The following is an 11,094-nucleotide window of genomic DNA, read 5'->3' as shown; positions in this document are numbered from 1 at the left end:
CTCGATCGCGACCCTCGCCTCGATCACCGCGACGACTCCCGCTCGGCGGAGGACCGAGTCCCAGTCCTCCGGGGCGTCCAGCGCGGTGACGAAGACTCCTGACCCCTGCCGCGAGGCCAGGACCCCCCGCCCGGCGAGCTGACGGATCGCCTCGCGGACCGTGGAGCGCCCCACTCCGAGCTGCGGTGCGAGAGTCGTCTCGCCGGGGAGCTTCTCCCCCAGCGTCCACTCTCCCGCGCGGATCCGCTCCAGCAGCAGCTCCGCGGCCTGATCCGCCAGCGGTGCGCGCTTCACCTGCGCCATGATCGTCCGATCTCTCATCGATAGGTTTCGTCTACTTGTCTGAGGAGTTCTGCTACAGTCTAGCCATGTTCACGTCAGAGCACCTTCTTCTTCGCCGCCACGGCGGGGCATAGCCGGACCGGCTCCCCGTCGTGGAGTCGGACATGCGCCGGTCGCCTCTCTGAACGAAGGAAGCAGCACCGCCATGACCACGACCCCCGCCTCCCGCATCTCCACGCCGGCCGGTCCGGTACCCGCACACGCACCGTCCTGGAACCGGCAACGGCACTCGCAGATGCCCTCGCACCGCTACCGCGACGTGTTCTCGCGAGTGGAAGTCCCCCTGATCGAGCGCGACTGGCCCACGCACCGCCTGACTGCGGCGCCCCTGTGGGTGCCGGTCGATCTGCGCGACGGAAACCAAGCGCTCGCCGAGCCGATGGACCCCGAGCGGAAGCGGCGCTTCTTCGAGCTGATGGTCTCGATGGGCTACAAGGAGATCGAGGTCGGGTACCCCTCGGCGTCGCAGACGGATCACGACTTCGTCCGCCTCATCGCCGCGAGCGACATCGCGCCGGACGACGTGACCATCGTCGTCTTCACCCCGGCCCGTCGCGACCTCATCGAGCGCACGGTCGCCTCCATCCGCGGCATCCGCAATCCGGTCGTGATCCACATGTACACCGCGACGGCTCCGACCTGGCGCGACATGGTCCTCGGCTACGGCGAAGCCGATCTGAAGCAGCTCATCCTCGCCGGCGGTCGCGACGTGCTCGAGTTCGCCGGCGATCTGCCGAACGTGCGGTTCGAGTTCTCGCCCGAGGTGTTCAACCTCACCGAGCCCGACTACGTCCTGGACATCTGCGACGCCATGACCGACCTGTGGGATGCGACACCCGAGCGTCCGGTGATCCTGAACCTGCCCGCGACGGTCGAGGTGGCGACTCCCAACGTGTACGCCGACCAGATCGAGTACATGCACAAGAACCTGGCTCGCCGCGATGCGGTGATCCTCTCGGTGCATCCGCACAACGATCGCGGTACCGGGATCGCCTGCGCAGAGCTGGCCGTGCTCGCCGGAGCTCAGCGGGTGGAAGGCTGCATCTTCGGGAACGGCGAGCGCACCGGCAATGTCGACATCGCCACCCTCGCTCTCAACCTGCACGCACAGGGCATCGACCCGATGATCGACTTCTCCGACATCGACGAGATCCGCCGCACGGTCGAGTACTGCAACCGGATCGAGGTGCATGCCCGGCATCCCTACGTGGGCGACCTCGTGCACACGGCGTTCAGCGGGACCCATCAGGATGCGATCAAGAAGGGCTTCGCCGAGCACCGCGCCCGTGCGGCGGCAGGGGGGCGCCCGGAGCACGAGGTCGAGTGGCGGGTTCCCTACCTGCCGATCGATCCCGCCGACATCGGACGCGACTACGACGCGGTGATCCGTGTGAACTCGCAATCCGGCAAGGGCGGCATCGCCTACCTGCTGGAGACCGAGTACGGCGTCGAACTGCCCCGGCGCCTGCAGATCGACTTCGCCCGCCACGTGCAGCGCCACGCGGATGCGACCGGAGCGGAGATCACGGCCGCCGAGCTGTGGGATGTGTTCGGGAGCGCGTACATCCGCCCGGCCGCCGCGGCCGTCGAGCTCATCGCGTACGACATCGCCGAGAGCGCCGGCCGCACCCACACCGCCATCACGCTGCGCATCGACGGACACGAGCACGTCACCGACCACACCGAGGTCGGCCCGGTCGAGGCCCTCACCGCTGCACTCGACGCCCACGGCATCCGCGTCGATGTGGTCAGCCTGCATCAGACGAGCGTCGGCTCCGGCAACGACAGCGACGCACTGACCCTGTTGGAGCACCGCTCGTCGGGCGGCGACCGATGGATGGCCGGCCGAGGGCGCTCAGTGCTGGCAGCCACCCTGTCGGCCGTGATCGCCGCCGCGAACAGCATCCGCACCACCGTGCCGGTGGGCAGCGCCGCCTGATGGGGCTGCCGCGCTCGCGCCACCCCCATCAGTGCACGAGCGCCTTGAGCACGACGAACGCGATCCCGAACGACGCCGTTCCCAGCGCCCCGAGCAGGCGGACGGCCTGGGGACTGCCGCGGCGGAGGAATGCCACGTAGCCGAGGAAGGCGAGGATCACGACTCCCGACCACAGCGCGAGGTCGTTCGCGAGCCCGTCGGGGATCACGCGTGTCGTTCCGGCGAGCAGGATGATCGCCGGAACGGCCGCCGAGGTGAGCATGCCCAGGGAGTGCTTCACCGACGCGACGAACGCCGCCCGCACACCGACGCGCTCACCGCGAGCTCGCTCATCACGGTCGCTGACTCTCGCCACGGTGCCGGCGTAGACATGCGCACCCCAGAACACGAGGACCGTGACCGCTACGGAGATGAGAACCGCGAAGGATGTCTCCCCGTGCGCGGACGACACCGCGACGAGACCGCTGACGAGGATGGTGCCGTAGACGGCGGCCTCCGTCCCGAATCCGGGGCGCAGCACACGGTGCACACGCAGGATCCCGTCGTCCGCAGCAGACCTGTTCGTCGTCATCTCCGTCGCCGCTTCCGCTCGCCGCGCACGGCCCTCGTCGAGTTTCACTCATCTCCCGCCCGGAGTGGGACCTTCACGTCGCCACCGGCCTCCTCGGTGAGCCGCGCGCCCATCTGCACGAACGTCGGCTCGGCGATGAAACCACCGGCGAACAGCGCCTGCCCCTGCACGAACTGCGCGGACCGACGGATGGCCTCCTCCGAGGCGAAGCCGAACACGTCGGCGAGCTCGGCGAGGTCCCGGGGTGCATTGACCCGCATCAGCGCGAGGTTGTCGCACTGCGAGAGGACGTTGGGGTGGATCTTCGTCGGCCGCTGGGTGGAGAGCAGCAACCAGAGCCCGAACTTGCGCCCCTCGGCCGCGATCTGCACCAGCTGCTCCGTGAGGGCTCGCTCGACCGCCGTCTCCGGATTCGGCGAGCACAGGTTGTGCGCCTCATCGATCACGATCAGCAACGGGCGGCGCTCCTCCCGCCGGGACCAGAGGTGCTCGAGCACGGCGAGCGCGGCGACCTTCGGCTCCGGCCGGTGCTCGAAGCCACCGAGGTCGAGGACGGTCGCCCGCGGGCGCTGGTCGATCGTGTCCACCACCGACAGGGCACCGCGCGACCACAGTTCCCACTCCAGGACCTCGAGGTTCTCCATCCGGTTCGCGAGTCCGACCAGGGCGGGGTCGTCCGACGCGCGCAGGTCAGGGAGCATGTCGCGCGCGTCGAAGCTCTCGGCCTCCTGCTCGACATGGATCAGAGCGTTGTACTCCTCGGCGTCGGCGATGGGATCCATCCGCAGCACGGCCGCCTTCGATGAGGGCACCAGATCGACGAAGCGCACATGCAGCCGATCCCCGTCGCCCACACCTGCGCCAGAACGGAACACCCGGATGTCCGCCGCGGCGATCCGCGACGCATCCGCATCGTTCGCCGTGGCCCTGGTCTCGCGCAACCGGGTGAAGTCGCCGTTCGGATCGAGGATGAGCATCGGCAGCTCGGTCTCCAGTAGCAACTGCTCCAGCAGCACGCCGAGCGCGTACGTCTTGCCGCTCCCGCTCTGACCGACCCAGAAGGTGTGGCGGTTGAAACGCCGCGCGTCGAGTTCGGCTCTTACCCCGGCATCGCCGAGAACAGTTCCGATCGTGAGGTTCGTCATCGTCGCGGTACGCCCTTTCGTTCACGGTGTCCTGGCGATGATCGATATCATCCTCGATCCCGCGGGTGGGCGCTAGAGTCGGCGGCGTTGCGTCACGGGATCCCGATCGCGAAGCCCGGGGCCCAGGCCACGACCGCGTAGGACACGAACGGAGCGATGGCGAGCAGGATCACCCCGGTGACGACCACGCCCCGCGGTCGGCCGAGGAACGCGGCGAGGAGCATCGTGAGCACGTACAGGGCCACGACGATCACCGTCATCACCAGCGCGCTGCCTTCGCGGTGCTCGAGGAAGCAATTGCTCGTCGCCGGGTAGACCGCGGCGCACACGACGGGGCCCACCGGCACGGCCACGAGCCAGATGAGCGCGACTGTCCCCGCTGCCAACAGGGTGGCCGTCAACAGCAGCCCCCAGAGGACCGGTGGTCGGCGCGTCGATCGCTGCGCGCGCCCCTGCACGGAGGATGCGGTTTCGGTCATGCCACCAGAGTACGGATGCCGCGACAGGATCGGCATCCTGGCCCTGTGGGAAGCGCCCTCGGCTCGGGTGTGCTCTCCGACCCTGCCGAGGTCTCGATCCATCGGCCTGGTGCCGCTCGACCTGGAGAGCCCTTTCGCATACGAACGTTCCGATCACCAGCGTGAGCCAGCCGGGCACACCGACTTCCGCTCTCACCCGATGACCTTGCCCGGGTTGAGGATTCCGGCGGGGTCGAGCGCGGCCTTGATCGCTCGATGCATCTCGAGGACGGCGGGAGCGCCCCAGGGCTACTCTCACATCGTCATCGGTGCCGGAGCCATCGGATCCGCGGCCGCCTACTGGCTGGCGCAGGGCGGTGCAGAGCGCGTTCTCGTGCTCGAGCAGTTCGAGTTCGGCCATGCCTTCGGCTCCTCCGGCGACCATTCTCGGATCATTCGCCGCGCCTACCATCGCGAGGAGTACACCCGGCTCACGGATGCGATGTTCGCCGCCTGGGCCCAGGTCGAGGAGCGTTCGGGCCTTCAGGTCTACACGAAGACCGGCGGGATCGACCTCGCGGCCGCGGGCAGCCCCGGCGCGGCGGAGATCGACGGGTACCGCCGGGCGATGGATGCCGCGGGCATCCGCTACGACGAGCTGACGATCGACGACATCCGCACGCAGTATCCGCAGTGGAACGTGAGCGACGACACGATCGGGATTCATCAGGCGGATGGCGGCATCCTCGACATCCGCCGGTCGGTGTCCGCTCATGTGTCGCTCGCCCGGGCCGCCGGGGTCGAGTTCCGCTCGGGGGTGGTCGCGACCGGCGTGCGGGTCACGACGGGAGGGGTCACGGTCACGACGTCGGAGGGTTCGTTCGACGCTGGCCACCTCGTCGTCGCCGCCGGTTCGTGGCTGGCGACCTCATGCCTGACCTCGGCCTCTCCTTCGATCTCACGCTGAGTCAGGAGCAGGTCGGGTACTTCTCCTCATCGAACCTCGCGGAGTTCACTCCGGACAGGTTCCCCATCTGGATCCATCACGCCGACGAGGTGCACTACGGGTTCCCCGTCTACGGCGAAGCGGCGGTCAAGATCGCCCGGGACATGCGCGGGCGCTTCATCTCATCTGCCGAGCGGACGTTCGTGCCCGACGACACGGAGCCGCTGCTGCTCGGCGACTTCCTCCGGGAGCACCTTCCGGCCGCCGCCGGCCCGCTCCTGGTGAGCAAGACCTGCGTGTACGACATGCCCGCCGACCGCGACTTCGTGCTCGACACCATCCCCGGCCATCCCCATGTCGCGATGTTCAACGGCGCCGGCCACGCGGGCAAGTTCGCGAGCCTGATGGGGCGGATCCTCGCCGAACTGCTGACCGTCGGCCGCACCGAGCACGACATCTCCGCGTTCAGCCTGCGGCGGCCGGCGATCGTCGACCCCGACTTCGTGCCCGTCTTCCGGCTGGGGCCGGGGTGACGGGACGGCGGGCGCGTCAGCCTCATCCAGCAGTGCTGTCCCGCACCCCTGAGCGGAGGATGAGACCTCGGAGAAATGCGGCTGTGTCCTCCCAACCTGCAACGGCTTTGCAGGGGACGCCCATCGCGAGCACCGGATAGTCGTTCCCGTCGACGTCCAGACGGTCGCCGACGAAGAGCATGTCGTCGAGCGGGATGCCTGTCTGCTCGACGAGCCGCTTCATCCCGTAGGCCTTGTCGATACCGCGCTCGGTGATGTCGACCGAGGTCGAGCCACCCGACCGCACCTCCAGCTCCGGGAGGCGAGCGGCGACGGCGGCGCGCAGCGCATTCTTCTTCGTTCCGGTCGGGTCCCACGCGGACTTGGCACCGACGGGAGCGTGCTGGCCCAGCGCGGAGAATGTGACTTGCGACCCTCGGTCTTCGACGATCTCGCCCCAGGGCCTGGTCTCCCACAGGCCGAGTCGCCGAGCCTCCTCCTCCACGACAGCCATTGCCTCGGCTCGGGCGTCTGCGGCGAGGCTGCGGGCGTACACGGTCTCGACGCCGGCGAGTCCGATTCGGTAGTACTGGGTTCCGCAGGCAGGAAGCAGGTGAAAGCTGGAGAGAGTCGCGGCATCCGCCTCGGGCAGTCGATCCACGACTTGAACGAGGAACTGCTCGAGGCTTCCTCCCGAGATGATGGCGACGTCGATGCGGCCGGCGAGCGCACACAGCAGCCTTCCCATCACGGGGTGGATAGCGCTCTTCGACGGCGCGAGCGTGTCGTCGAGATCGAACGCGATCAGACGGGGAGCGCCGTCGTTCATTCGTTCCCTTCCGGGAGGGTCTCCGACGGCATCGGCACCTTCGCCGTGCTTCCCCGCACCACGAACTCGACCGCGGGCAAGTCGATCGGCGCGTGCTCCCGCTCTTCGATCAGCGCCACCAGTGTGCGGGCGCAGGCATTGCCCCACCGGAAGACGTCTTGTCGCACCGTGGTCAGCGGCGGTGTGATGTACGGCGCCAGCGGGATGTCGTCGAATCCCACCACCGAGAGGTCCTGCGGCACACGCAGACCCCGGTCGATCGCTGCCGAGATTCCCGCAATCGCCATGATGTCGTTGGCGTAGATGATCGCCGTCGGCGCTTCCGTCTGGTCGAGCAGCTCGTGCGTGGCTCGTGCTCCCGATCCTCCGGTGAAGTCCCCCTGCGCCACACCACCCGGCTCAAGCCCGAGCCGGCGCATCTCCGATTCCCAGGCTTCACGGCGCACGCGCGAGTGCACGTACCTGTCGCCCCCGGCGACATGGGCGATGCGCTGGTGACCGAGCGCATGCAGATGACGGACGGCGCGCCGGACGCCGGCCGCGTCGTCCAATCCGATGGGAGCACTCCCCTCGCCCTCGGGCGATCCGAGGACGACGTAGGGCACACCCAACGCAGCGAGCGCGCTCGGCCGCTCGTCGTCGACACGAAGGTCGGTGATGAACACTCCGTCGACGCGCGCTTCTCGCGCGAACCGCGAGTATGCCTCCTTCTCGGCGTCCTGTCCGTCTACGACCTGAAGCACCAGGGCATATCCGACCGTCGAGAGGTGGCTTTCCACACCGGCGACGAACTGAGCGAAGAACGGATCGGTGCTGACCAGTTCAGGGTCACGGAGGATCACGAGCCCCAGAGCCTGTGCGCGGCTCCGCGACAGGGCACGCGCTCGCGCATCCGGACGCCACTCGAGTTCACGGGCCGCCTGGAGGATGCGCTCCTTCGTCTCCTCACCCACACCTGGCCGACCATTGAACGCGAACGACACCGCGCTCTTGGAAACGCCGGCCCGAGCTGCGACGTCATCGATCGTCACCTTGCGGTCGCGCGGAGCCGCCGCCGCGATGGAGTCTCTCGCACCCGTACCACTATCCGGCGCTTCGGAGGGGGTCGCTGTCATGCTCGAATCGTATCCCACGTTTAGCCGGATTTAGTCACTCTGAGATCTCCAATATGGCCTGTGTCGCGCCGAATCCCGCCGACATGATCAGGGCGACCCCACCAGTTGACCAGATTGACCAAAACCGGTTTACTAAGAGAGTTGTCAACGCCGGGACCCGTCCGAGATCGATGCACGGGCACTCGGCGGACGGTCGTATCAGTGAGGAACACACGCCATGGGCAGTGACGCACCAGCGCAGGAATCGAACGTCGGGGTCCGCCGACGCGGCAGCACGCTGCGTCGCTGGCTCGGCGAGAATCCGCTCGGCCTGCTGTTGAGCGCCCCCTACATGCTCTTCGTCATCGTGGTGTTCCTGATCCCCTTCGGCTTCGGCATCTGGATGTCGGTGCACGACTTCTACTTCACCGCCCCGGGGGTGGAGGTGCCCCACCCCTTCGTGGGCTTCGAGAACTTCGCGACGGTCCTCGGCGACCCCGTTGTGCATCAGGCGTTCGGCAACCTCCTGATCTTCCTCGTGATCAACGTGCCGCTCACCGTCGTCCTCGGACTGCTGCTCTCGTCCGGGCTCGACGCCGTCGTGCACTGGAAGGGCTTCTTCCGCATCTCGTACTACGTTCCGTACGTGACGGCATCCGTCGCGACGCTCGCGGTCTGGATCTTCCTCTTCAACGGCAACGGCGTCGTGAACTCGATGCTCGGATCGCTCGCGCCCGACCCCTCGTGGCTCGCGAACCCGGCCCTGATCATGCCGCTCATCGCGGTGTACGTCACGTGGAAGAACCTCGGCTTCTACATCCTGCTCTACCTCGCCGCCCTGCAGAACGTGCCGAAGGAGCTGCACGAGGCCGCGCAGCTCGACGGGGCAGGACGCTGGCAGCGCTTCCGCTCGGTCACGCTCCCCGCCGTGCGCCCCGTGACCTCCCTCGTCGTGCTGCTGTCGATCATCACCACCGGCCAGATCTTCACCGAGCCGTACCTGCTGACCGGCGGCGGGCCGAACGGCGCATCGATGACCCCGGCGCTGCTCATGTACCAGCAGGGGATCCAGCAGGGGAAGCCTGATATCGCCGCCGCGATCGGGATGATCCTCGTCGTCGCCGTGATGATCGTCTCGCTCGTCTCGCGCCGCATCACGGAAGGCAGGACCCGATGACCGCCACGACCACCCGGGCGACGCGCCCCGGCCGCAGCGGCCGGGTGATCTCCGCCCTGAGATTCGCCCTGCTCCTCGTCGGAGCCCTCGCCGCCCTCGTGCCGTTCTACTACATGGTGATCGGCGCCCTCCAGCGCAAACGCGACACCAGCCTCCTCGGCCTCCTCCCGCTGCCGCAGAACCTCACCTTCGACAACTTCGTCGAGATCAACGAATCGGTGAACCTGTTCGGCTCGCTGCTGAACTCGCTCATCTTCACCGCCGGCGTGGTCGGCTGCACGCTCGTGTTCGGGCTGCTCGTCGGCTATGCGCTCGCAGTGCTGTCGTTCCGAGGACGCGGGCTCGTGTTCGCGCTCGTGCTGCTCGTGCAGGCGATCCCGTTCCAGTTGCTCATGATCCCGCTGTACGTCATGGTCGTGCGCTACTTCGGCCTGGCCGACAACTTCATCGGGATGATCCTGCCGTTCGCGATCAACTCGGTCGCCGTGCTGATCTTCCGCCAGTACTTCCTGCAGATCCCCCGCGACGTGTTCGACGCCGCGCGCATCGACGGGGCCAGCGAACTGCGCATCCTGCTCCTCATCGCGGTTCCGCTCGTGCGCCCGGCCGTGCTCACGGCGATGCTCGTGACGTTCATCGGACCGTGGAACGAGTTCCTGTGGCCGTTCCTCGTCACGAAGGATGCGACGAAACAGACTCTCGCTGTCAGCCTCGCGAACTTCTCGCAGACGAACGGCTCGTTCCTCGAGAATCCGATGGGAGCGGTCCTCGCGGGCGCATGCGTGCTCGCCGTGCCGGTGGTCGTGCTGTTCCTGATGTTCCAGCGACACTTCACGTCCGCGAACCTCGGCTCCGCCATCAAGGGCTGAGCCGTCGACCCCGAAACACCCCGAAAGCAAGGCAATGACCCCATTCCCCTCCTCCGCTCCGACGACTGCGATCCCCTACGCCCTGACGCGACTGGGCACGATCATGACCGCCGACCCCGCCGACCCGCTCGAGGCCGAGGGCGTCCTCAACCCCGGCACCGCCTGGGGGCCGGACGGCGAGCTCTACCTCTACCCACGGGTCGTCGCAGAGGGCAACGTCTCACGAATCGCGCGAGCCCGCGTCATCATCGAGGACGGCGTGCCGACGGGTGTCGAGCGCCTCGGCCTCGTGCTCTCCCCCGACGAGCAGTGGGAGCACGGCCACCAGAACGCCGGAGTCGAAGACCCGCGCATCACCTTCCTGGAACCGCTCGGCCTGCACGTCATGACGTACATCGCCTACGGACCGCTGGGGCCACGACCGGCGCTCGCGTACTCGCGCGACACCGTCACGTGGCACCGTCTCGGCCCGATCCAGTTCGCCTATCAGCCCGAACTCGCGACCGACCTGAACCTGTTCGCCAACAAGGACGTCGTCTTCTTCCCCGAGCCGGTGCCCGGTCCTGACGGGAAGCCGCGCATCGCCGTGCTGCACCGCCCGATGTGGGATCTCGACTGGCTGCGACCCGGCGAGGGGGCACGACCCCCTGCAGGCATCGACGAAGCACGTCCCTCGATCTGGATCGGCTACATCGACCTCGACGAGGCGACGGCAGACATCACGGCCCTGACGCGCCTGCACGACTCGGCGATGCTCGTCGGGCCCGAGATGTCCTACGAGAGCGCGAAGATCGGCGCCGGACCCTCGCCGCTGCGCGTGCCGGAAGGCTGGCTGCTGCTGCACCACGGCGTCTCGGGCGCCACTCCGAAGGGCTTCGAGCTGGCCTACGGCTCGCGCTACTCGGCCGGTGCGATCCTGCTCGACGCGGAGGACCCGCGCCGCGTGCTCGCCCGCTCGGCGGAGCCCCTGCTCGCACCCGAGACCGCGGAGGAGCTGCAGGGAACCCTCGGAAACGTCGTGTTCCCCACCGCGGTCGAGGAGATCGGAGGACGGACGTTCGTCTTCTACGGCATGGCCGACTCGTCGATCGGTGTCGCGGAGCTCACCCGCCTCTGATCCGAAGCCTCAGAAGGGCCGTCTCCTGATCGGGGAGGCGGCCCTTCCGCATGCGTGGTCCGAACAAGGGCCTGGCGTTCGCGCGAGGGCACCGA

At 68.0% G+C, this 11,094-nt stretch carries 13 protein-coding genes; 6 read left to right on the top strand and 7 right to left on the bottom strand.

The features are described from left to right. A partial coding sequence (locus ACNPM4_RS20375; protein WP_448986977.1) for a FadR/GntR family transcriptional regulator occupies nt 1-303 on the bottom strand: 303 nt, incomplete at its 3' end. A gap of 184 nt (nt 304-487) precedes the next feature. Here ACNPM4_RS20375 and ACNPM4_RS20370 point away from each other — a divergent pair. Continuing rightward, nucleotides 488-2,281, top strand: a complete 1,794-nt coding sequence (locus tag ACNPM4_RS20370; protein WP_448986976.1) for a 2-isopropylmalate synthase — start codon at nt 488-490, stop codon at nt 2,279-2,281. Between the two features lie 28 nt (nt 2,282-2,309). Here the strand turns inward: ACNPM4_RS20370 and ACNPM4_RS20365 are convergent, their stop codons facing one another. The 4 genes from ACNPM4_RS20365 to ACNPM4_RS20350 form a co-directional block, all read right to left on the bottom strand. Beyond that, nucleotides 2,310-2,852 (bottom strand): hypothetical protein, encoded by a 543-nt coding sequence (locus ACNPM4_RS20365; protein WP_448986975.1) that lies wholly within the window; start codon nt 2,850-2,852, stop codon nt 2,310-2,312. A gap of 44 nt (nt 2,853-2,896) precedes the next feature. Continuing rightward, on the bottom strand, nt 2,897-3,997 hold the full coding sequence (locus tag ACNPM4_RS20360) for an ATP-binding protein (protein WP_448986974.1): 1,101 nt from the start codon (nt 3,995-3,997) through the stop codon (nt 2,897-2,899). Between the two features lie 92 nt (nt 3,998-4,089). Continuing rightward, on the bottom strand, nt 4,090-4,476 hold the full coding sequence (locus tag ACNPM4_RS20355) for a hypothetical protein (protein WP_262001178.1): 387 nt from the start codon (nt 4,474-4,476) through the stop codon (nt 4,090-4,092). A gap of 192 nt (nt 4,477-4,668) precedes the next feature. Next, nucleotides 4,669-4,737 (bottom strand): FAD-linked oxidase C-terminal domain-containing protein, encoded by a 69-nt coding sequence (locus ACNPM4_RS20350; RefSeq protein WP_448986989.1) that lies wholly within the window; start codon nt 4,735-4,737, stop codon nt 4,669-4,671. Between ACNPM4_RS20350 and ACNPM4_RS20345 the strand changes: the two genes are divergently transcribed. Further along, complete coding sequence (locus ACNPM4_RS20345; protein ID WP_448986988.1) at nt 4,721-5,422, top strand: FAD-dependent oxidoreductase; 702 nt, start codon at nt 4,721-4,723, stop codon at nt 5,420-5,422. The two genes, ACNPM4_RS20350 and ACNPM4_RS20345, sit on opposite strands and share 17 nt — an antisense overlap. After that, nucleotides 5,386-5,934, top strand: coding sequence for an N-methyl-L-tryptophan oxidase family protein (locus ACNPM4_RS20340; protein ID WP_448986973.1), 549 nt, complete (start codon nt 5,386-5,388; stop codon nt 5,932-5,934). The genes ACNPM4_RS20345 and ACNPM4_RS20340 overlap by 37 nt, the downstream gene beginning before the upstream one ends. A gap of 22 nt (nt 5,935-5,956) precedes the next feature. Here the strand turns inward: ACNPM4_RS20340 and ACNPM4_RS20335 are convergent, their stop codons facing one another. Next, the gene (locus ACNPM4_RS20335; protein ID WP_036303254.1) at nt 5,957-6,742 is read right to left on the bottom strand and encodes an HAD-IIB family hydrolase; all 786 of its coding nucleotides are present in this window, start codon (nt 6,740-6,742) and stop codon (nt 5,957-5,959) included. Further along, entirely contained in the window at nt 6,739-7,857 is a 1,119-nt protein-coding gene (locus tag ACNPM4_RS20330; protein WP_105710225.1) for a LacI family DNA-binding transcriptional regulator, read from the bottom strand. Before ACNPM4_RS20330 ends, ACNPM4_RS20335 begins: the two co-directional genes overlap by 4 nt. Before the next feature lie 217 nt (nt 7,858-8,074). Here ACNPM4_RS20330 and ACNPM4_RS20325 point away from each other — a divergent pair, with 217 nt between their 5' ends. Genes ACNPM4_RS20325 through ACNPM4_RS20315 form a run of 3 tightly spaced genes read left to right on the top strand, consistent with a single transcriptional unit; the run spans nt 8,075 to nt 10,999 of the window. Then, nucleotides 8,075-9,013 carry a carbohydrate ABC transporter permease gene (locus ACNPM4_RS20325; RefSeq protein ID WP_036303250.1) on the top strand — a complete coding sequence of 313 codons (939 nt, stop codon included), beginning with the start codon at nt 8,075-8,077 and terminating at the stop codon, nt 9,011-9,013. Further along, entirely contained in the window at nt 9,010-9,882 is an 873-nt protein-coding gene (locus ACNPM4_RS20320; RefSeq protein WP_448986972.1) for a carbohydrate ABC transporter permease, read from the top strand. Before ACNPM4_RS20325 ends, ACNPM4_RS20320 begins: the two co-directional genes overlap by 4 nt. Nucleotides 9,883-9,916: 34 nt before the next feature. Further along, nucleotides 9,917-10,999, top strand: coding sequence for a glycoside hydrolase family 130 protein (locus ACNPM4_RS20315; RefSeq protein ID WP_448986971.1), 1,083 nt, complete (start codon nt 9,917-9,919; stop codon nt 10,997-10,999). Nucleotides 11,000-11,094: the final 95 nt, after the last annotated feature.

The organism is Microbacterium umsixpiens (assembly GCF_053543675.1).
The sequence above is the reverse complement of the archived record's forward strand: the minus strand, read 5'-3'. Positions and strand labels throughout refer to the sequence as shown.

Coding starts and splice junctions, on each gene's coding strand:
- ACNPM4_RS20370 (WP_448986976.1), top strand. CDS start 488: ATGACCACGACCCCCGCCTCCCGCATCTCCACGCCGGCCGGTCCGGTA.
- ACNPM4_RS20365 (WP_448986975.1), bottom strand. CDS start 2,852: ATGACGACGAACAGGTCTGCTGCGGACGACGGGATCCTGCGTGTGCAC.
- ACNPM4_RS20360 (WP_448986974.1), bottom strand. CDS start 3,997: ATGACGAACCTCACGATCGGAACTGTTCTCGGCGATGCCGGGGTAAGA.
- ACNPM4_RS20355 (WP_262001178.1), bottom strand. CDS start 4,476: ATGACCGAAACCGCATCCTCCGTGCAGGGGCGCGCGCAGCGATCGACG.
- ACNPM4_RS20340 (WP_448986973.1), top strand. CDS start 5,386: ATGCCTGACCTCGGCCTCTCCTTCGATCTCACGCTGAGTCAGGAGCAG.
- ACNPM4_RS20335 (WP_036303254.1), bottom strand. CDS start 6,742: ATGAACGACGGCGCTCCCCGTCTGATCGCGTTCGATCTCGACGACACG.
- ACNPM4_RS20330 (WP_105710225.1), bottom strand. CDS start 7,857: ATGACAGCGACCCCCTCCGAAGCGCCGGATAGTGGTACGGGTGCGAGA.
- ACNPM4_RS20325 (WP_036303250.1), top strand. CDS start 8,075: ATGGGCAGTGACGCACCAGCGCAGGAATCGAACGTCGGGGTCCGCCGA.
- ACNPM4_RS20320 (WP_448986972.1), top strand. CDS start 9,010: ATGACCGCCACGACCACCCGGGCGACGCGCCCCGGCCGCAGCGGCCGG.
- ACNPM4_RS20315 (WP_448986971.1), top strand. CDS start 9,917: ATGACCCCATTCCCCTCCTCCGCTCCGACGACTGCGATCCCCTACGCC.